Origin of the sequence: Streptomyces hazeniae (assembly GCF_031845485.1) — a bacterium.
In the GTDB taxonomy this organism is placed as follows: domain Bacteria; phylum Actinomycetota; class Actinomycetes; order Streptomycetales; family Streptomycetaceae; genus Streptomyces; species Streptomyces hazeniae.
The window spans coordinates 102,959-123,409 of sequence record NZ_JAVREQ010000005.1; the positions used below are offsets into that span (position 1 = coordinate 102,959).

Here is a 20,451-nt window from a genome sequence, read left to right on the forward strand (position 1 = left end):
GCACATGCCCGGTGGCGCCGGGCGGGCCTGTTTCCCGCGGACCCGCCCGGCGCTTCCGGGACCGGCGTCCGGGCCGGAAGCGGAGCAGGCGCCTTCCACCCTCCGGAGGAGAGCCCGTTGCCCGAGCTGCCCGAGGTCGAAGTCGTGCGCCGCGGCCTGGAACGGTGGGCCGCCGCGCGCACCGTCGCGTCCGTCGAGGTCCGCCACCCCCGTGCCGTCCGGCGCCACCCCGCCGGCGCGGCCGACTTCGCCGCGCGCCTCACCGGTCACACCCTCGGTACCGCCCACCGCCGCGGCAAGTACCTGTGGATTCCCCTTGCAGGCGAGGGCACCTCGATCCTCGCGCACCTGGGGATGAGCGGGCAGCTGCTGATCCAGCCCGAGGACGCCCCGGAGGAGAAGCACCTGCGCATCCGCTTCCGGTTCGCCGACGACGCGCGTACCGAACTGCGCTTCGTGGACCAGCGCACCTTCGGCGGCCTGTCCCTCCATCCCGAGGCCCAGGGCGCCGCCGACGGGCTGCCGGACGTCATCGCCCACATCGCCCGCGACCCGCTCGACCCGCGGTTCGACGAGGGCGCGTTCGCCGCCTCGCTCCGCCGGCGCCGCACCACGATCAAGCGCGCGCTGCTCGACCAGTCGCTGATCAGCGGGGTCGGCAACATCTACGCCGACGAGGCGCTGTGGCGGGCCCGGCTGCACTACGACCGGCCGACCGCGACGCTCACCCGGCCCCGGTCCGCCGAACTCCTCGGCCACGTCCGGGACGTGATGCACGCCGCGCTGGCCGTCGGCGGCACCAGCTTCGACAGCCTGTACGTCAACGTGAACGGCGAATCGGGCTACTTCGACCGCTCGCTGGACGCGTACGGCAGGGAGGGCGAGCCGTGCCGGCGCTGCGGCACGGCGATGCGCCGCAGGCAGTGGATGAACCGGTCCAGCTACTTCTGCCCGCGCTGCCAGCGGCCGTACGCGCCGCGCTCACTCCGTCCGGCCGGTGCGAGCGGCGGCGGCACCGGCACGGCCGGTCCCGCCGCCCGCCGTCAGTAGCCGAACGCCTGCGTCCACCAGGGGCCGCCCTGCGCGAAGTGCGCGCCCACGCCCAGGGTCCGGAAGTCGCAGTTCAGTATGTTCGCGCGGTGGCCGTCGCTGTTCATCCAGGCGTCCATGACGGCCTGGGCGTCGGACTGGCCGCGGGCGATGTTCTCGCCGCCCATGTTGTCGACGCCCGCAGCGTCGGCCCGGTCCCACGGGCTCCTGCCGTCCGGCGTCGTGTGCGAGAAGTAGCCGCGCTCGGCCATGTCGCGGCTGTGGCCCTCGGCCAGCGCCGCCAGCTCCGAGTCGGCCGTCACCGGCGAGCAACCCACCTTCGCGCGCTCCGCGTTGACCAGGCTGAGCACCTGCGCCTCGGCGGAGGTGTCCTGCGACGAGCCGCCGCCCGATCCCTCACCGGAGCCGCCGGTTCCCGGGTCCGCGGACCGGGTCCGGGCGGGGGCGCTCCGGGTCTCGTCGCCGTCGGAGGCGCTGCCGCCGGGCGAGCCGGTCCGGCTCGGGGCGTCCGACGGCTCGGCCGTCTTCGTCGGCGCGGCGGACTTCTCCTCCTTCTTCTGCTCCTCCGGCGTCTTCGACGCCTTGTCGGAGGGCGAGGCGGCCCCGTCCCGCAGCCCGTCACGCTCGGCGCCGCGCGACGCGCGGTCCGAGGGGGAACCGGAGGTGCCGCCGTAGGGGGTGACGGAGGCGCCGTCCGCCTGCACCCGTCCGCTCGTCCCGGTGTCCCCGACGGTGAACACACCGTCGGGCCCCGGTATGAGGCCCGAGGAGACGCCTACCGCGCCGACGGCCAGCGCCGCCGACGCGCCCAGCAGGCCGGAGCGCACCGGGGCGGGGCGACGGCGCGCCCCCCGGTGCCGGCCGTAGCGGGGTGCCGGGGCCGGCGTCCGTACGGTTCCCGCGGCCGGGTCGCCGGCTGGGGTCCGGGAGCGCTGAGGGGCGGCGCTGGTGGGGGTGGCACGTCTGTGGCGGCCCATCTCTGCCGTCCTCGCATGACTCGGCTACAGGGGTGGCACTCACCCGTACGGGTGACTCCATTGCCCCGGGAGACTACGGCATTCACCCCCGCCCCGCTGGAACTACCGGACCAATCGCCGGATACCTTTCCGGACGTGCAGGTGGCGACCGGAGACGAGGGACGACAGGTGACGGAGGACACGTCGCGAACGGCCGCGCCCGGGGCCGAGTCGGTGCGCATGACGGTGTGGGTGCGCGGACGGGTCCAGCGAGTGGGCTTCCGCTGGTTCACCCGGGAGGCGGCGCTGCGCATCGGTGCGCTCGAGGGGTTCGCCGTCAACCTCGGAGACGGAAGGGTTCACGTCGTGGCGGAGGGGTCACCCGCGCTGTGCGAAGAGCTGCTCGACTGGCTCCGCGCCGGCGACACGCCGGGACGCGTGGACGGCGTCACCGAGATCTGGGGAGCTCCCCGAGGAGGGTACGAAGGCTTCGAAATCCGATGATCGACGAGCGTGTCAAGGACTGGTTGCCATTTCTGGCCAGGCATGCAAGGCTTCCGCGGAAGGTGATCTCCGCAGTTCCCCGGGGCGCCGCCTCCGGCTCATGAGCGCGACAGTCCGAGCCGTCGAGACGAGGCCCCCCGGGTGGCGGAGCGTGATCGTGTTGACCGTCCCCGCATTTGGTGAGACTCTGGAATCACCCCGCGCACCTGATTTGTGTGCCCTGAAGAGACAAATACAGAGCAGACACCGCGGGTGCGATTCCCTCACGACCCACCACCCGTTCCGGTCGGTCATTCAGTGTGGAGGACCATCCATCATGGCAAAGGCGCTTCTCGGTTACGTCGGCGGCTCCGACCCCCGAGTCCTCTCCGAGATGCGACGGCTTCAGCAGCGTGTACAGGACCTGGAATCCGAGATCGTACGGATCCAGGCGGAGAACGACGCGCTGTCCGCTGCCGCACGTCGCGAAGACTCGCTGCTCGAAGGCATCGACGTGTCCACGGCGGAGCCCGCGCTCACCTGACACCCCCCACAAGGGCAGGTCGGTCGGGCGCACGCCGGTCAACTCCCGGCGTACGGCACCGCTCAGGGAACTCAAGGGGCGCTCCGGCGTCCCTTCGTCGTTCCTCCTTCGCCTCGCCCTGCGGTGACCCCCTCCGTCTCCCGGCTACCGTCCGTTCCCGGCCCGCTTACCGAGTGATGTGCCCCCGGCCCGACGGGCCGAAACCAAGAGCATCCGGCGAGGCGTGCCGGGGCGGGAGACGGCCTCCGGGCGGACCTGAACGGTAGAGTCCGACGGCGTGCACCTGAAGAGCCTCACCCTGCGAGGATTCAAGTCCTTCGCCTCCGCCACCACGCTGCGCTTCGAGCCCGGCATCACCTGCGTGGTCGGCCCGAACGGCTCCGGCAAGTCCAACGTCGTCGACGCCCTCTCCTGGGTGATGGGCGAACAGGGAGCCAAGTCGCTGCGCGGCGGCAAGATGGAGGACGTCATCTTCGCCGGCACCACCGGGCGTCCGCCGCTCGGCCGCGCCGAGGTCTCGCTCACCATCGACAACGCCGACGGCGCCCTGCCCATCGAGTACGCCGAAGTCACCCTCACGCGGATCATGTTCCGCAACGGCGGCAGCGAGTACCAGATCAACGGCGACACCTGTCGGCTGCTCGACATCCAGGAGCTGCTCTCCGACTCCGGCATCGGCCGGGAGATGCACGTCATCGTGGGCCAGGGCCAGCTCGACGGCGTGCTGCACGCCGACCCCACCGGCCGCCGGGCGTTCATCGAGGAGGCGGCCGGCGTCCTCAAGCACCGCAAGCGCAAGGAGAAGGCGCTGCGGAAGCTCGACGCGATGCAGGCCAACCTCGCCCGCGTACAGGACCTCACCGAGGAACTCCGCCGCCAGCTCAAGCCCCTCGGCCGCCAGGCCGCCGTCGCCCGCCGCGCGCAGGTCATCCAGGCCGACCTGCGCGACGCCCGCCTCCGCCTGCTCGCCGACGACCTGGTGACGCTCCGTGAGGCGCTGAAGGCCGAAGTCGCCGACGAGGCCGCGCTGAAGGAGCGCCGCGAGTCCGTCGAGGCCGCGCTGAAGACGGCGCTCAAGCGGGAGTCCGACCTCGAACAGGAGGTGCGCACCCTCGCCCCCCGGCTGCGCCGCGCCCAGGAGACCTGGCAGGAACTCTCCCAGCTCGCCGAGCGCGTACGCGGCACCGTCAGCCTCGCGGACGCACGGGTCAGGAGCGCCACGTCGCAGCCGGAGGAGGAGCGACGCGGCCGTGATCCGGAGGATCTGGAACGCGAGGCCGACCGCGTACGGGAGCAGGAGGCCGAACTGGAGGCCGCGTTGGAGGCGGCGTCCCGCGCCCTGGACGACACGGTCGAGCACCGCGCCGAGCTGGAACGCCGGCTGCACGAGGAGGACCGGCGCCTCAAGGACGTCGCGCGCGCACTCGCCGACCGCCGCGAAGGACTCGCCAGGCTCAACGCGCAGGCAGGGGCGGCCCGTAGCCGCGCCGCGTCGGCGCAGGCCGAGATCGACCGGCTCGCCGCCTCCCACGAGGACGCGCTGACGCGCGCCGCCCAGGCGAGGGAGGAGTACGAGGCACTCCAGGCGGAGGTCGACGGACTGGACGCCGGAGACGAGGAACTCGCCGCCGCGCACGAGGAGGCCAAGCGCCGTCTCGCCGACGCCGAGACCGCCGCCGGCGCCGCCCGCGACGCGGCGGTGGCCGCGGAGCGCGAACACGCCGCCACCTCCGCCCGGCACGACGCGCTGGCCCTCGGGCTGCGCCGCAAGGACGGTTCCGAGGCCCTGCTCGCCGCCACCGACCGGCTCACCGGCCTGCTCGGCCCGGCCGCGGAACTCCTCACCGTCCGGCCCGGACACGAAGTACCGGTCGCCGCCGCCCTCGGCGCGGCGGCCGACGCGCTGGCGGTCGCCGACCCGGCCACCGCCGCGGACGCGCTGCGGCTGCTGCGCAAGCACGACGCGGGCCGCGCGTCCCTGCTGCTCGCCGGCCCGGTGGACGTTCCCGCCCAGCGCACCGACGCCGCTCCGCCCGCCTCCGCCGCGGACAGCGGCGACACCCTCGTCGCCGACACCGTTCCGCCCGCCCGCCGCCACGGCGGCGACCCGCCCGCGGCACTCCCCGCCGAGACCCGCCCCGCCGGCGAGACCCGCCCCGCCGGCGAGACCCGCCCCGCCGCCGAGGCGGAGGTATCCGCCGCCGGGCCTCCGGGGGAGGGCGCCGTACGAACGGGCCGACCGCCCTCCGGCGAGGGACCCGGCGACGGGGAGCGGGACGCGGTCGGAGCGCCGCAGCCGACGCCCGGCGGGACGCCCGTGCCGTCAGGACCTCCGGCGCCGCACCCCGGCGGTGCGCCCACGGTGCAGCCGCCGTCCCCGTGGCCCGCCGCGGGCGCTCTGGTGCAGGGACCGGCGGACCTGATGCCCGCCGTACGGCGGCTGCTGCGCGACGTGGTCGTGGTCGGCACGCTGGAGGACGCGGAACTGCTCGTCGCCACCCACCCCGAGCTGGTCGCCGTGACCGCCGAGGGCGACACCCTCGGCAGCCACTTCGCCCACGGCGGCTCGGCCGGAGCACCCAGCCTCCTCGAGGCGCAGGCTGCCGTGGACGAGGCCGCCGCCGAGCGGGACGAACTGGCCCTCCGCTGTGAGGAGACCGCACGAGCGAAGGAGCACGCCGCCGCGGCGCGCCGCGCCCGCGCCGGCGAGGTCGAGGAACTGGGCGGTCGCCGCAGCGCCGCCGACCGGGAGAAGTCCAAGGTCGCCGGGCGCCTCGGCACTCTCGGGGGGCAGGCCCGGGCCGCGGCCGGCGAGGCGGAACGCACCGCCGCCGCCGTGACCCGCGCCGAGGAGGCGTTGCAGCGGGCCACCGAGGAGGCCGAGGTCCTGGCCGAGCGCCTCGCCGTGGCCGAGGAGGCGCAGGAGGAGGACGACGAGCCGGACACGTCCTTCCGCGACCGCCTGGCCGCCGACGGAGCGAACGCGCGGCAGACCGAGATGGAGGCGCGCCTCCAGGTGCGCACCCACGAGGAACGTGTGAAGGGCCTGGCGGGACGGGCCGACTCGCTGACCCGCGCGGCGCGCGCCGAGCGGGAGGCGCGGGCGCGCGCCGAGGCGCGCCGCGCCCGGATGCGCCGGGAGGCCGAGGTGGCGACGGCCGTCGCGTCGGGTGCCCGGCAGCTCCTCGCGTACGTCGAGGTCTCGCTCCGGAGGGCCGACGAGGAACGGCAGCACGCCGAACGTGCCAAGGCCGCACGCGAACAGGCGCTGGCGGCCGAACGGAACGAGGGGCGCGAGCTGAAGGACGAGCACGACAAGCTCACCGACTCGGTGCACCGCGGCGAAGTGCTCGGCGCGGAGAAGCGCCTGCGTATCGAGCAGTTGGAGACCCGGGCGCTGGAGGAACTCGGTGTGGAGCCGGCCGGGCTGGCCGCCGACTACGGTCCCGACCAGCTCGTGCCGCCCTCCCCGCCGGCCGAGGGCGAGGAACTGCCGGAGGACCCCGAGCACCCCCGCAACCAGCCGGTGCCGTTCGTCCGCGCGGACCAGGAGAAGCGGCTGCGCGCGGCGGAGCGGGCGTACACCAAGCTGGGCAGGATCAACCCACTGGCGCTGGAGGAGTTCGCGGCGCTGGAGGAGCGGCACCAGTTCCTCAGCGAGCAGCTGGAGGACCTGCGAAAGACCCGTGCCGATCTGCTCCAGGTGGTGAAGGAGGTCGACGAGCGGGTCGAGAAGGTCTTCACCGAGGCCTACCACGACACCGCGCGAGAGTTCGAAGGCGTGTTCTCCCGGCTCTTCCCCGGTGGCGAGGGCCGCCTGGTGCTGACCGACCCGGACGACATGCTGGCCACCGGCGTCGACGTGGAGGCCCGCCCGCCAGGAAAGAAGGTCAAGCGGCTGTCGCTGCTCTCCGGCGGTGAGCGTTCGCTGACCGCCGTCGCACTCCTGGTCTCCATCTTCAAGGCGCGGCCCAGCCCGTTCTACGTGATGGACGAGGTGGAGGCGGCGCTGGACGACACCAACCTCCAGCGGCTGATCCGGATCATGAAGGAGCTGAAGGACAGCTCCCAGCTCATCGTCATCACGCACCAGAAGCGGACGATGGAGGTCGCGGACGCGCTGTACGGCGTGTCGATGCAGGGCGACGGCGTCTCCAAGGTGATCAGCCAGCGCCTCGGCTGACTCCGGCTGACCTCCTCGCGCCCCGTTTCGTTCTTCCCGCATTCTTCACATGGTGAAGGCGCCCTGTGAGGTCTCCTGGGCGTCTGGCGTGACGTTTCGCACTCTTGACTTCGGTTGTTGAACGCATAGTGTCTGCGGAGCCGTTCTTACGTTCATATGGAGAACACCGTGACCAGCGCCACCCAGGTGCAGTCGGATGCGCAGGGCGCCCGGCCACAGCACCTCAGCCATGTCGTCTTCATCGCCGCCGCCGCGGCCATGGGCGGGTTCCTGTTCGGCTACGACAGCTCCGTGATCAACGGAGCCGTGGTCGCCGTGCAGGACCGTTATGCCGTCGGCGCCGAGGTGCTGGCGCAGGTGATCGCCGCCGCTCTGATCGGCTGCGCCGTCGGCGCCGCCACCGCCGGGCGGCTCGCCGACCGGGTGGGCCGTATCCGCGTGATGCAGATCGCCGCCGTGCTCTTCACGGTGAGCGCCGTCGGCTCCGCGCTGCCCTTCGCCCTGTGGGACCTCGCGCTCTGGCGCGTCCTGGGCGGCGTGGCCATCGGCATGGCCTCCGTCGTCGCACCCGCCTACATCGCCGAAGTCGCCCCGCCCGCCTACCGCGGCCGGCTGGCGTCCTTCCAGCAGGCGGCCATCGTCATCGGCATCGCCGTCTCCCAGCTGGTCAACTTCGGCATCCTCAACCTCGCCGACGGCGACCAGCGGGGCGTCCTCGCCGGCCTGGAGGCCTGGCAGTGGATGCTCGGCGTCATGGTCCTCCCCGCCGTCCTCTACGGCCTGCTGACCTTCGTCATCCCCGAGTCGCCCCGCTACCTCATCGCGGCCGGCCGTTCGGCCGAGGCCCGCGGCGTCCTCGCCCGCGTCGAGGGCGCCGACGTCGACCTGGACGCCCGCGTCGCGCAGATCCAGGAGTCGATGCGCAGCGAGCACAAGCCCACCCTGCGCGACCTCTTCGGCGGACGCTTCGGCCTGCTGCCCATCGTGTGGATCGGCATCGGCCTGTCCGTCTTCCAGCAACTCGTCGGCATCAACGTGATCTTCTACTACAGCGCCTCGCTGTGGCAGTCGGTCGGCATCGACCCGGCGGGCTCGTTCTTCTACAGCTTCACCACCTCCATCATCAACATCGTCGGCACCGTCATCGCGGTGCTGCTCGTCGACCGGGTCGGACGCAAGCCGCTCGCACTCGTCGGCTCCGTCGGCATGGCCGTCTCGCTCGGCCTCGCCGCCTGGGCGTTCTCGTCCAAGTCCGGCACCGGGGAGGACATCACCCTCCCCGACCTGCAGGGGACCGTCGCGTTGGTCGCCGCGCACAGCTTCGTGCTGTTCTTCGCGCTCTCCTGGGGCGTCGTCGTCTGGGTGCTCCTCGGCGAGATGTTCCCCAGCCGCATCCGCGCCGCCGCCCTCGGCGTCGCCGCCTCGGCCCAGTGGGTGGCCAACTGGCTGATCACCGTCAGCTTCCCGAGCCTCTCCGACTGGAACCTCTCGGGCGCGTACGTCCTCTACACCGTCTTCGCCGTGCTCTCCGTCCCGTTCCTGCTCAAGTGGGTGCCGGAGACGAAGGGCAAGGCGTTGGAGGAGATGGGCTGAACCCCGCTGCCCGCTCCTCGGCACCACTGCGGCCCCGGCTCCCCGTGAGCCGGGGCCGCAGGTTCTCCACAGGCGGAGGCGGGCTCACCCCCCGGTCCGGACCCTTCTGGGATACTGGGCGGCGCCGAAGGGCCCCGCCACAGGCCCCGTCCCGACAACCGGAAACCGGCACCGCCGGTCCTCGCCCGTTCGAAAGGCACCGATGGAAATCGTCATCCTCGCCGCGGTGATCGCCGTGCTCGCGCTCGCCGCGATCGCCGGGCTCGTGGTCAGCGGCCGGAAGAAGAAGGCCGCCGGATCCCGGGACACCAGGACCACCACCGCGCCCCCCGCGGAACCGCACCTCGGCGAGGACGCCGAGACCCGGCTCGAGGAGCCGCGCAGAACGATCGAGGAGGTCGGGCTCCCGGAAGCGGAGACCCCCGGCGCCGTCGCCGAGCCCGAGGCGGCGCCCGCCCCCGTCGCACCGGAGATCGAGACCCCCGAGCCCACCGCCGGCCGGCTGGTGCGGCTGCGCACCCGCCTCTCCCGCTCGCAGAACGCCCTGGGCAAGGGCCTCCTGACGCTGCTCTCCCGCGAACACCTCGACGAGGACACCTGGGAGGAGGTCGAGGACACCCTCCTCGCCGCCGACGTCGGCGTCGCCCCCACCCAGGAACTCGTCGAAAGGCTGCGCGAACGGGTCAAGGTCCTCGGCACCCGCACCCCCGAGGAACTGCGTGGCCTGTTGCGGGACGAACTCCTCACCCTGGTCGGCCCCGACGAGGACCGCACCGTCCACACGGAGACGCGCGGCGCGGTCGACCGGCCCGGCGTCGTCCTGGTCGTCGGCGTCAACGGCACCGGCAAGACCACCACCACCGGCAAGCTCGGCCGGGTGCTCGTCGCCGACGGCAAGTCCGTGGTGCTCGGTGCCGCCGACACCTTCCGCGCCGCCGCGGCAGACCAGCTCCAGACCTGGGGCGAGCGTGTCGGCGCCCGCACCGTGCGCGGCCCCGAGGGCGGCGACCCGGCATCCGTCGCGTTCGACGCCGTCAAGGAGGGCACCGACGAGGGTGCCGACGTGGTCCTCATCGACACCGCCGGCCGCCTGCACACCAAGACCGGCCTGATGGACGAACTGGGCAAGGTCAAGCGGGTCGTGGAGAAGCAGGGCCCGGTTGACGAGGTGCTGCTCGTGCTCGACGCCACCACCGGCCAGAACGGACTGGTCCAGGCCCGGGTCTTCGCCGAGGTCGTGGACATCACCGGCATCGTGCTCACCAAGCTCGACGGCACCGCGAAGGGCGGCATCGTGGTCGCGGTCCAGCGCGAGCTGGGCGTCCCGGTCAAGCTCGTCGGCCTCGGCGAGGGCGCGGACGACCTCGCCCCCTTCGAACCCGAAGCCTTCGTGGACGCCCTCATCGGCGACTGACCCCTCCGGGGCGGGCCGGCGCCCGGCCCGCCCCGGCCCACGCTCCTCGCCGGTGCACCCGGGGCCGCCGCCCAGAGGTGGCCGGCCCCGGCACCGGGGGGAAGCCGGCCGCCTCAGCCCGTGCCCCTCGGTCGGCTTGACGAGGCGCCGGTCTCAGCCGCACGGCCGGCCGGTCGCGGCGCGGAGGGGCTCAGCCCAGTCGTCCGGGCGCCCCGTGCAGCGACAGCGCCCGGTGGCTGACGTAGGCGAGCGTGCCCAGCAGCAGCCGGGCCTCCGGCGGGTACGCCGCCTGCTCCAGCCCGGGTGCCCGCAGCCACCGCACCGGCCCCCGACCGCCGTGGTCGGACGGGGGTGCGGTGATGTGGTCGCCCTTGCCGAGGCATCGCAGGTCGAGCCCGGTGGTGTCGTCCCAGCCCATCCGGTACAGCAGCTCCGGCAGGTCCTCCGCAGCCCCCGGTGCCACCAGGAACCACGCGCGCCCGTGCGGGGCGATCGCCACCGGCCCGGTCGGCAGCCCCATCCGTTCCAGCCGCACCAGCGCCCGCCGCCCGGCCTCCTCGGAGACCTCCAGCACGTCGAACGTCCGCCCGGCGGGCAGCAGCATCGCCGCACCCGGCGTCCGTGCCCACGCCCGCGTCGCCTCGTCCAGCGTGGCGCCCGCCGGCACCTCGTCGGCCCCCGGCAGCGGGTGCGCGCCCGGTGCCGGGCAGCGGGCGGAACCGCACGAGCACGCGGTACGCCCCCCGGCCGGAGCCACCCGGCCGCCGCGCCCGGCGCGCGCGCCCGGTACCACCGCCCAGCCCCACAGCCCGGTGTACTCCGCCACGGTGGTGCCCTCCGGCGCGCGCCCGCGCCGCCGTCCGCCGGGTCGGGTCTCGCGGAGATCCCGCATCTCCCGGATGCCGCTGCCGATGGCGCCGATCGTGAAGCCCATGCTCCCTCCAACGGGTCCCGAGTGCCGATGGTTACGACCGCTGGTGACGTCCGCGCAGCGGAGGGTGACGGAGGAGTGTGCCAGGGTGCGGCCTCGCGACCCCGTCCCCGCGTCAAGTGAAGCGCGTGTGCCTGGCGAAAGGTTCATTCGAAGGGGTGGCGAATGGTGGCGATTTCGCTCTCGCCCTCGCGGAGACAGTGATCGTAGGATTACTTTCGGTGCTCACAGCGACGAAAATCGCTCGGCGAACGCCTATGCCGGAGGCACGTGGGCTCCGGGTACGGCGGCCGGGCCGGATGGGGGCGTGACACGTGACCGGCGACGGTGGCGGTGGCAGTAGCGCGCAGAAGCGCCCGAACGAGCTGCTCGGCTCGTGGTTCGTGCGCAGCGGCTGGTCGAAGGGCGAGCTGGCGCGCCAGGTGAACCGCAGGGCTCGCCAGATCGGCGCCCACCACATCAGCACGGACACCTCGCGGGTACGGCGCTGGCTCGACGGCGAACAGCCCCGCGAGCCGATCCCGCGGCTCCTCTCCGAGCTGTTCTCCGAGCGCTTCGGCTGCGTCGTCGCCGTCGAGGAGCTGGGGCTGCGGTGCGCGCGGCAGGCGCCCACCGCCTCGGGTATCGACCTGCCCTGGGCGGGCCCCCAGACGGTGTCGCTGATCAACGAATTCTCGCGCAGCGACCTCATGCTGGGCCGGCGCGGGTTCCTCGGCCCGTCGCTGGCGATGGCCGCAGGACCGGCGCTGGTCGAGCCCATGCAGCGCTGGCTGGTGCCGTCGCCGGGCGGTGGCCCCGCCGCACCGGGCGCTCGCGGAGAGGCGGGTGTGTACCCGCTGCCCGTGCCCGCGCAGTCCCGCGGACAGGCTGCGGGCGACGCGGCGCGCGAGGGCGGCGGCCCGGGAGAACGCCGCAGCAGGCTCTCCGGCCCGGAACTGGAGCTGCTGGAGCAGACCACCGTGATGTTCCGCCGCTGGGACGCGCAGTGCGGGGGCGGGCTGCGCCGGAAGGCCGTCGTCGGCCAGCTGCACGAGGTCACCGACCTGCTCCACGAGCAGCTCGCCCGCCGCGACCACGAGACCACCGTCCGGCTGTTCCGGGTGACGGCCGAACTGGCCGAGCTGGCCGGCTGGATGACGTACGACATCGGGATGCAGCCGACCGCGCAGAAGTACTTCGTGCTCGCGCTGCACGCCGCGAAGGAGTCGGGTGACCGGCCGCTCGGCTCGTTCATCCTCTCCAGCATGGCCCGGCAGATGATCCACCTCGGCCGCGCCGACGACGCCCTGGAGCTCGTCCACCTGGCCCAGTACGGCAGCAGGGACGGCGCCACCGCGCGCACCCAGGCGATGCTCCACGCCATGGAGGCCCGGGCGTACGCCAACATGGGCCAGCCCGGAAAGTGCCGGCGCGCCGTGCGGATGGCCGAGGAGACCTTCGAGGACCGCGGTGCCCCCGACGGCGAGCCGGACTGGATCCGGTTCTTCTGCGAGGGGGAGCTGAACGCCGAGGTCGCGCACTCCTACCGCGATCTCGCCTACTCCTCCGGCCGCAGCCCCACCTACGCCTCGCTCGCCGAGCCCGCGATGGAACGAGCCGTGGAACTGTTCGGCCGGGAGGCCGCCCAGGAGGGCGGGGGACACCAGCGCAGCTACGCGCTGAACCTCATCGGCCTGGCCAGCGTCCATCTGCTCCAGCGTGAGCCGGAGCGCTGCGCCACCCGTGCCACAGAGGCGATGACCGTGGCCCGCCGTGTCCGCTCCGAACGGGTCAACAACCGGCTCCGCAAGACCACCGCGACGGCCACCCGCGATTTCGGGCAGGTCCCGGAGGTCGTCCGTCTCGCCGAGCGCCTCGCCGACGAACTGCCCGAAGGAGAGACCGCGGCGGCCTGTTGAGCCGCCGCCCCCGAACACCGGCCGCGACCGCCACCCCGGACTGCCCGACTCGGCTCCCCCGCCAGGTCACACCGGGTGGCGTCGCGGCCGGTCCTCCTTCCCACGGGGGCGCCCGGACGCACGCGTTCACCCACCCGTAACACCGCGGTCGTCTTCGTCACCACGGCGAAACAACGCGCCACCACGGCCGAAACGCGACCCCGGGACTCTGGGCTGAACCGGTCCCCAGATCTGTGTCCCACGGGTCGCAAACCGTGTAAGGAGACGCCCACAGTGAACGGCGCGGATACCGCATTCGTACTGATCAGCGCAGCGCTGGTCATGGTGATGACCCCTGGCCTGGCCTTCTTCTACGGCGGCATGGTCCGGGTGAAGAGCGCACTCAACATGCTGATGATGTCCTTCGTCTCGCTGGGCGTGGTCAGCGTGCTGTGGGTGCTCTACGGCTACTCCCTCGCCTTCGGCACGGACCACGGCGGCGTCATCGGCAGCCTGGAACACATCGGCCTCCAGGGCGTCACCGTGGACTCCCTCACCGGAGGCGACGAGGGCATCCCGGTCTTCGCCTACGCCCTCTTCCAGCTGATGTTCGCCGTCCTGACGCCCGCGCTGATGAGCGGCGCGCTCGCCGACCGCGTGAAGTTCAGCGGCTGGGCGCTCTTCATCGGCCTCTGGGTCACCCTGGTCTACTTCCCCGTCGCGCACTGGGTGTGGGCCGAGGGCGGCTGGCTGTACGAACTCGAGGTCATCGACTTCGCCGGCGGTACCGCCGTGCACATCAATGCCGGAATCGGCGCGCTCGCCGCCGTGCTGGTCGTCGGCAACCGGATCGGCTTCCGCAAGGACCCGATGCGTCCGCACAGCCTCCCGCTGGTGATGCTCGGCGCGGCGCTGCTGTGGTTCGGCTGGTTCGGCTTCAACGCGGGCTCCGCGCTCGCCGCCGACGGCACGGCCGCCACGATGGCGCTCAACACGCAGGTGGCCACCGGCGCCGCGATGCTCGGCTGGCTGGCCTACGAGCGCATCCGGCACGGCGCCCTCACCACCCTCGGCGCCGCCTCCGGCGCCGTCGCCGGCCTCGTCGCCATCACCCCGGCCGGCGCTCACGTCAACGCGCTGGGCGCGATCCTCATCGGCGTCGTCGCCGGCGCGGTCTGCTCGGCCGCGGTCAGCCTGAAGTACAAGCTGCGCTACGACGACTCCCTCGACGTCGTCGGCGTCCACCTGGTCGGCGGCCTCCTCGGCACGCTGCTCGTCGGCGTGCTCGCGACCGACGGTGTGGGCGGGCTCACCCAGCTCGGGAAGCAGGCGATCGGGGCGTTCTCCGTGCTGGGCTTCTCCTTCGTCGCCTCCTGGCTGCTCGCCAAGCTGGTCCAGGTCACCATCGGCTTCCGCGCCACGGAGGACGACGAGACCACCGGCGTCGACCACGCCTACCACGCCGAGACGGCGTACGACTTCAGTGCGGTCGGCGCCACGGCGGTGGCCCGTGCCGCGTCGCCCGCGACGCCCGGCGGCGCCGCCCACGACGAACCGGCCGCGGCCCCGCAGGCCGGGAAGAACACGACCAGGAAGGTGGACGCGTGAAGCTCATCACCGCAGTCATCAAGCCGCACCGTCTCGACGAGGTGAAGGAGGCCCTCCAGGCGTTCGGCGTCCACGGCCTGACGGTCACCGAGGCCAGCGGGTACGGGCGCCAGCGGGGCCACACCGAGGTCTATCGCGGCGCCGAGTACACCGTCGACCTCGTGCCGAAGGTGCGGGTGGAGGTGCTCGTCGAGGACGACGACGCCGAGCAGATCGTCGACGTGATCGTGAAGGCGGCGCACACCGGGAAGATCGGCGACGGCAAGGTGTGGTCCGTCCCCGTCGACACCGCGGTACGCGTCCGCACCGGCGAACGCGGCCCCGACGCGCTCTGACGCTCGGCGGGCGCTCCGCCGCTGCCCCTGCGCGGCGGACGCCCCGGGCCTCCGGAACGCGCCGGCGTCTCGCCACCCGCGCGCGGCGACCGCGTCCGGCCTCGGGGCCGGCACCCGCTGCGGGCCCCGGCCCGGCGGGGGAGGAGCCCGGACGGCGCGGGAGCCGAGGCGGCGGAAGCAGCACCACGGACGGCGACCGCGCCCGTCCGGCGGACCGAGGACGGAGTAAGGAGGCCCACCGTGACCGAGTACGCCACGCTCCGGGACCGCACGCTCCACGGCGACCCCGCCGGCTGCGCGGGCCCGGCGCGCCGCGAGGCCCTCGCAAGGGCCACCGACGAGTGGCTCGTCACCCTCTTCCACGGCGCCGGGCAGCCCCCGGCCGGCACCGCCCTCGCCGCCGCCGGCGGCTACGGCCGCGCCGAACTCTCCCCGGCCAGCGACCTCGACCTGGTCCTCCTCCACGAGCCGCGCGCGGGCGGGGGCGCCGGCGCGGCAGCCGTGGCCTCCCTGGCCGACCGCGTCTGGTACCCCGTCTGGGACCACGGCATCGCGCTGGACCACTCCGTACGCACCCCCGCCGAGGCGGCGAACGCCGCCGCCGGCGACCTGAAGGTGCAGCTCGGCCTCCTCGACCTGCGCCACATCGCCGGCGACCCCCGGCTCACCGCCTCCGTACGCGGTGCCGCCCTCGCCGCGTGGCGTGCGGACGCCCACCGCCGCCTCCCCGAACTCCGCGAACTCGTCCGCGAACGCACCCACCGGCACGGTGAACTCCGCTTCCTCCTCGAACCCGACCTCAAGGAGGCGTACGGCGGCCTGCGCGACGCCGTCGCGCTGCGCGCCGTCGCCGCGTCCTGGCTCGCCGACGCTCCGCGCGAGGGCCTGGCCGACGCCCGCACCGCCCTGCTCGACGTGCGCGACGCCCTCCATCTCGCCACCGGCCGCACCACCGACCGGCTCGCCCTCCAGGAACAGGACCCGGTCGCCGCCGCACTGGGCCTGCCGGACGCCGACGCGCTGCTGCGCCGCGTGTACGAGGCGGCGCACACCATCGGCTACGCCGCCGACGTCACCTGGCGGGACGTCTCCCGCGTCCTGCGTGCCCGCGCAGCACGCCCGGGGCGCCCGCGCCTGCTCGCCGGGCGTCGCGCCCCGCACGGCGCGCAGCCGGAGCGGACACCGTTGGCCGACGGCGTGGTCGCGTTCGACGGCGAGGTCTCCCTGGCCCGTACCGCTCGCCCCGACCGCGATCCCGTTCTCCCGCTGCGCGCCGCCGCGGCCGCCGCCCAGGCGGGACTGCCGCTCAACCCGTCCGCCGTGCGCCGGCTCGCACGCGGCGCGGCGCCCCTGCCCGTGCCCTGGCCGCCGGGTGCCCGTGAGGAGTTCGTCAGCCTGCTCGGTGCAGGGCCGCAGACGGTGCCGGTGTGGGAGGCGCTGGACGCGGTGGGGCTCACGGACGTGCTGCTGCCGGACTGGGAGCGGGTGCGCTGCCGTCCGCAGCGCAACCCCGTGCACCGCTGGACCGTCGACCGGCACCTGGTGGAGACCGCCGTACGCGCCTCCGCGCTGACCCGGCGGGTGCAGCGCCCCGACCTGCTGCTCGTGGCCGCGCTGCTGCACGACCTGGGCAAGGGGTGGCCGGGCGACCACTCCGTCGTGGGGGAGACCATCGCGCGGGACGCCGCCGCCCGGATGGGCTTCGGCCCCGACGACGCGAGAGTCCTCGCCACGCTGGTCCGGCACCATCTGCTGCTCGCCGAGACCGCGACCCGGCGCGACCCGGGCGATCCCGCCACCGTGCAGGCGGTGGCAGCCGCCGTGGAACGTCGCGGCACGCTGGAACTGCTGCACGCCCTCACCGAGGCGGACGCGCTCGCCACCGGGCCCGCCGCATGGTCGACGTGGCGCGCGTCGCTCGTCGCCGACCTGGTCAAGCGCGTGGACGCGGTGCTCGCGGGGGAGGCGCCCGAGGCGGCTCCCGGCCGGCTCCAGGACCCCCGCACCACACGCCTGGTCGAACGGGCCCGGCGCACGGGCGCGCCGGTGCTGGAACTCTTCCCGGAACGGGACACCGGACCTCAGGACGCCGAGGCGGCCACCGCACCGCACGGCGCGCACCTGCTCGTCGCGCTGCCCGACCGGCCGGGCGGCCTCCCCGCCGTCGCCGGCCTGCTCGCCCTCCACCGCCTCACGGTGCGCACCGCCGAGGTCCGTACCGACCCCGACCCGGCAGATCCCGGCCGGGCAGATCCCGGGGACGGGGGAACCTCGGCCGGCCCCGGCGACCCGGCCGTGCTGCTCCTCGGGTGGCGGGTCGCCGCCGCGTACGGGCGGCTGCCGGACGCCGAACGGCTCCGGGCCGACCTGCACCGCGTGCTGGACGGCGGACTCCGCGTCGAGGCGCGCCTCGCCGAGCGCGAGGCGGCGTACCGCACGCCCCGGCGCGGCGCGGCGGCTCCGCCGGCCCGCGTCACCGTCGCCACGCCGGAGGCATCCCGCCGCGCGACCGTGCTGGAGGTGCGTGCGCAGGACGCCCCCGGCCTGCTGTACCGCATCGCCCGGGCACTGGAGCAGGCCCGGGTACGGGTCCGGAGCGCACACGTCGGGACGCTCGGGGCCAACGCGGTGGACGCCTTCTACGTCACCGACGTCCGGGGCGCGCCGCTGCCTCCGGCGGCGGCCGACGAGGTCGCCCGCGGCGTGCAGCGTGCGCTGGCCGAACGGGCCCCGGCCGAGGGGACCTGACCGCACCCGGTGCGGGCGGATACCCTTGGGGGTCGACCGCCCGCACCACATCCGACGCGAAGGATCCGCGACCGCCGTGTTCGACACTCTTTCCGATCGCCTCGCAGCGACCTTCAAGAACCTCCGAGGCAAGGGCCGCCTGAGCGAGGCGGACATCGACGCCACGGCACGCGAGATCCGCATCGCCCTGCTGGAGGCCGATGTCGCGCTGCCGGTCGTCCGGTCGTTCATCAAGCAGGTCAAGGAACGCGCGCTCGGCGCCGAGGTCTCCCAGGCGCTGAACCCCGCCCAGCAGGTCGTCAAGATCGTCAACGAGGAGCTCGTCGGCATCCTCGGCGGCGAGACGCGCCGGATGCGGTTCGCCAAGAACCCGCCGACCGTGATCATGCTGGCGGGTCTCCAGGGCGCGGGCAAGACCACCCTGGCCGGCAAGCTCGGCCGCTGGCTCACCGCACAGGGACACGCCCCGCTGCTGGTGGCCTGCGACCTCCAGCGTCCCAACGCGGTCAACCAGCTCTCGGTCGTCGCCGAGCGCGCCGGCGTGGCGATCTTCGCCCCGGAGCCGGGCAACGGCGTCGGCGACCCGGTGAAGGTCGCCGAGGACTCGGTGTCCTACGCCCGCGACAAGCAGCACGACGTGGTCATCGTCGACACCGCCGGCCGTCTCGGCATCGACGAGGAACTGATGCGGCAGGCCGCGGACATCCGCGACGCCGTACGCCCGGACGAGATCCTGTTCGTCGTCGACGCGATGATCGGTCAGGACGCCGTCACCACCGCGGAGGCCTTCCAGAGCGGCGTCGGCTTCGACGGCGTGGTGCTCTCCAAGCTGGACGGCGACGCCCGGGGCGGTGCCGCCCTGTCCGTCGCGCAGGTCACCGGCAAGCAGATCATGTTCGCCTCGAACGGCGAGAAGCTGGACGACTTCGACGCGTTCCACCCGGACCGCATGGCGTCCCGCATCCTCGGCATGGGCGACATGCTCACGCTGATCGAGAAGGCCGAGCAGACCTTCAGCCAGCAAGAGGCCGAGAAGATGGCCGCCAAGCTGGCGAAGGGGCCGAAGGAGTTCACGCTCGACGACTTCCTCGCCCAGATGGAGCAGGTCCGCAAGATGGGCTCCATCTCCAAGCTGCTCGGCATGATGCCCGGCATGGGCCAGATGAAGGAGCAGATCAACAACCTCGACGAGCGGGACGTCGACCGCACCGCCGCCATCATCAAGTCGATGACCCCCGGTGAGCGGGCCGAGCCCACGCTCATCAACGGCTCCCGCCGTGCGCGCATCGCCCGCGGTTCCGGCGTCGATGTCAGCGCCGTGAAGAACCTGGTGGAGCGCTTCTTCGAGGCCCGCAAGATGATGTCGAAGATGGCGCAGGGCGGCGGCATGCCCGGTATGCCCGGCGTTCCGGGTATGCCCGGTGTGGGCGGCGGGCGGAAGAAGGGCAAGCAGCAGAAGAAGGCCAAGGGCAAGCGCCAGTCCGGCAACCCGATGAAGCGCCGGCAGGAGGAGCAGGCCGCGGCCGAACGGCGTGCCGCCGGTGGCGCGTTCGGTATGCCCGGTGCGGGTCAGGACGCCGGCGACTTCGAGCTGCCGCAGGAGTTCAAGGACATGCTCCCGCCGAAGTGAGACGGGGGCGGGGGATGATGTGACCCATGCGCGTCTACATCCGTCCCCCGCGTCCCGAGGACGAGCGGGTCTACAGCGAGGCCGTCGTCCGGTCGGCCGACCATCTGCGTCCTTGGAACCCGGTCGAACCGGACGGCCTGCCCGACCTGGTGCGCCGCCAGGGCCCGGTGCTGCGGTCCTACCTGATCTTCGACCGCGAGGACGACGGACTGGTGGGACGGGTGAACGTGGCCAACATCGTCCGCGCGCGCTTCCGCAACGGCTCGCTCGGCTACGACAGCTACGTGCCCTACGCCGGCACCGGACGGATGACCGAGGGCATGCGGCTGATCGTCGACCGCTGCTTCGCCGAAGGACCGGACGGCCTGGGACTGCACCGCCTGGAGATCAACGTCCAGCCGGAGAACGAACGCTCGCTCGCCATGGCGAAACGGCTCGGCTTCCGGCACGAGGGCTTCTCGCCGCGCATGCTCTTCCTCGACGGAGCCTGGCGCGACCACGAGCGCTTCGCGCTCACCGCCGAGGAGTGGCCCGGCGCGGCCTGACGGCGGCACCGGGTGCGCCGGGGCTCGTTCGGAAAGGGCCCGGAAAAAAGTCGGACGGAGATGTCGAGAACCCGCGTCCGGCTCCGTCCCCGGGGTGAAGGCGGCCACAATGGGCCGCACGAGCACCGAGGAGAACCGTCATGGCCAAGTACCTGCTGCTGAAGCACTACCGCGGCGCCCCCGCCCCGGTCAACGACGTGCCGATGGACCAGTGGAGCCCCGAGGAGATCTCGGCGCACGTGCAGTACATGAACGACTTCGCGGCCCGGCTGGAGAAGACCGGCGAGTACGTCGACGGCCAGGCACTCGCCCCCGACGGAGCGTGGGTCCGCTACGACGGTGAGGGACGCCCGCCGGTCACCGACGGACCGTTCGCGGAGACCAAGGACCTCATCGCCGGCTGGATGATCATCGACGTCGACGACCACGAGCGCGCCGTCGCGCTGGCCGGGGAGCTGTCGGCCGCCCCCGGGGCGGGCGGCGAGCCGATCCACGAGTGGCTCGAGGTGCGCCCCTTCCTGACCGAGCCCCCCACCATCACGGAGTGACCCCGC

Annotated in this window: 15 protein-coding genes; 13 read left to right on the forward strand and 2 right to left on the reverse strand. The window is 73.6% G+C overall.

All coding sequences use genetic code 11. The annotated features are described in order from the left end of the window. Positions 1 to 117 precede the first annotated feature (117 nt). Positions 118 to 1,050, forward strand: a complete 933-nt coding sequence (gene mutM, locus RM572_RS08050) for a bifunctional DNA-formamidopyrimidine glycosylase/DNA-(apurinic or apyrimidinic site) lyase (RefSeq protein ID WP_311672575.1) — start codon at positions 118 to 120, stop codon at positions 1,048 to 1,050. On the opposite strand, the gene RM572_RS08055 is transcribed toward mutM, so the two are convergent. After that, on the reverse strand, positions 1,044 to 2,027 hold the full coding sequence (locus tag RM572_RS08055; protein WP_311672576.1) for a CAP domain-containing protein: 984 nt from the start codon (positions 2,025 to 2,027) through the stop codon (positions 1,044 to 1,046). The two genes, mutM and RM572_RS08055, sit on opposite strands and share 7 nt — an antisense overlap. 168 nt (positions 2,028 to 2,195) lie before the next feature. On the opposite strand from RM572_RS08055, the gene RM572_RS08060 reads away from it, so the two are divergent. The 5 genes from RM572_RS08060 (at position 2,196) to ftsY (ending at position 10,223) form a co-directional block, all read left to right on the forward strand. Further along, positions 2,196 to 2,510 carry an acylphosphatase gene (locus tag RM572_RS08060; RefSeq protein WP_311672683.1) on the forward strand — a complete coding sequence of 105 codons (315 nt, stop codon included), beginning with the start codon at positions 2,196 to 2,198 and terminating at the stop codon, positions 2,508 to 2,510. Positions 2,511 to 2,826: 316 nt separating this feature from the next. Next, positions 2,827 to 3,033: a hypothetical protein gene (locus RM572_RS08065; RefSeq protein WP_027763854.1), complete on the forward strand. Its 207-nt coding sequence runs from the start codon at positions 2,827 to 2,829 to the stop codon at positions 3,031 to 3,033. Between the two features lie 277 nt (positions 3,034 to 3,310). Beyond that, positions 3,311 to 7,216: an AAA family ATPase gene (locus tag RM572_RS08070; RefSeq protein WP_311672577.1), complete on the forward strand. Its 3,906-nt coding sequence runs from the start codon at positions 3,311 to 3,313 to the stop codon at positions 7,214 to 7,216. 156 nt (positions 7,217 to 7,372) lie between these two features. Then, entirely contained in the window at positions 7,373 to 8,809 is a 1,437-nt protein-coding gene (locus RM572_RS08075; protein WP_311672578.1) for a sugar porter family MFS transporter, read from the forward strand. Between the two features lie 202 nt (positions 8,810 to 9,011). Next, on the forward strand, positions 9,012 to 10,223 hold the full coding sequence (gene ftsY / locus RM572_RS08080; RefSeq protein ID WP_027763857.1) for a signal recognition particle-docking protein FtsY: 1,212 nt from the start codon (positions 9,012 to 9,014) through the stop codon (positions 10,221 to 10,223). Positions 10,224 to 10,413: 190 nt separating this feature from the next. Here the strand turns inward: ftsY and RM572_RS08085 are convergent, their stop codons facing one another. Then, complete coding sequence (locus RM572_RS08085; RefSeq protein ID WP_311672579.1) at positions 10,414 to 11,157, reverse strand: bifunctional DNA primase/polymerase; 744 nt, start codon at positions 11,155 to 11,157, stop codon at positions 10,414 to 10,416. A gap of 311 nt (positions 11,158 to 11,468) precedes the next feature. Here RM572_RS08085 and RM572_RS08090 point away from each other — a divergent pair, with 311 nt between their 5' ends. The 7 genes from RM572_RS08090 (at position 11,469) to RM572_RS08120 (ending at position 20,445) form a co-directional block, all read left to right on the forward strand. Next, positions 11,469 to 13,052, forward strand: a complete 1,584-nt coding sequence (locus tag RM572_RS08090) for a hypothetical protein (RefSeq protein WP_311672580.1) — start codon at positions 11,469 to 11,471, stop codon at positions 13,050 to 13,052. A 273-nt stretch (positions 13,053 to 13,325) separates the two neighbouring features. After that, positions 13,326 to 14,639 (forward strand): ammonium transporter, encoded by a 1,314-nt coding sequence (locus tag RM572_RS08095; protein ID WP_311672581.1) that lies wholly within the window; start codon positions 13,326 to 13,328, stop codon positions 14,637 to 14,639. Further along, positions 14,636 to 14,974 carry a P-II family nitrogen regulator gene (locus RM572_RS08100; RefSeq protein WP_027763861.1) on the forward strand — a complete coding sequence of 113 codons (339 nt, stop codon included), beginning with the start codon at positions 14,636 to 14,638 and terminating at the stop codon, positions 14,972 to 14,974. Before RM572_RS08095 ends, RM572_RS08100 begins: the two co-directional genes overlap by 4 nt. A 240-nt stretch (positions 14,975 to 15,214) precedes the next feature. Then, entirely contained in the window at positions 15,215 to 17,722 is a 2,508-nt protein-coding gene (locus RM572_RS08105) for a [protein-PII] uridylyltransferase (protein WP_311672582.1), read from the forward strand. 76 nt (positions 17,723 to 17,798) lie between these two features. Continuing rightward, positions 17,799 to 19,352 (forward strand): signal recognition particle protein, encoded by a 1,554-nt coding sequence (gene ffh, locus RM572_RS08110; protein ID WP_311672584.1) that lies wholly within the window; start codon positions 17,799 to 17,801, stop codon positions 19,350 to 19,352. Between the two features lie 26 nt (positions 19,353 to 19,378). After that, positions 19,379 to 19,897 (forward strand): GNAT family N-acetyltransferase, encoded by a 519-nt coding sequence (locus RM572_RS08115; RefSeq protein WP_027763863.1) that lies wholly within the window; start codon positions 19,379 to 19,381, stop codon positions 19,895 to 19,897. 140 nt (positions 19,898 to 20,037) lie between these two features. Continuing rightward, on the forward strand, positions 20,038 to 20,445 hold the full coding sequence (locus RM572_RS08120) for a YciI family protein (protein ID WP_311672585.1): 408 nt from the start codon (positions 20,038 to 20,040) through the stop codon (positions 20,443 to 20,445). Positions 20,446 to 20,451 lie beyond the last annotated feature (6 nt).

Coding starts and splice junctions, on each gene's coding strand:
- RM572_RS08055 (WP_311672576.1), bottom strand. CDS start 2,027: ATGGGCCGCCACAGACGTGCCACCCCCACCAGCGCCGCCCCTCAGCGC.
- RM572_RS08065 (WP_027763854.1), top strand. CDS start 2,827: ATGGCAAAGGCGCTTCTCGGTTACGTCGGCGGCTCCGACCCCCGAGTC.
- RM572_RS08075 (WP_311672578.1), top strand. CDS start 7,373: ATGGAGAACACCGTGACCAGCGCCACCCAGGTGCAGTCGGATGCGCAG.
- ftsY (WP_027763857.1), top strand. CDS start 9,012: ATGGAAATCGTCATCCTCGCCGCGGTGATCGCCGTGCTCGCGCTCGCC.
- RM572_RS08085 (WP_311672579.1), bottom strand. CDS start 11,157: ATGGGCTTCACGATCGGCGCCATCGGCAGCGGCATCCGGGAGATGCGG.
- RM572_RS08115 (WP_027763863.1), top strand. CDS start 19,379: ATGCGCGTCTACATCCGTCCCCCGCGTCCCGAGGACGAGCGGGTCTAC.
- RM572_RS08120 (WP_311672585.1), top strand. CDS start 20,038: ATGGCCAAGTACCTGCTGCTGAAGCACTACCGCGGCGCCCCCGCCCCG.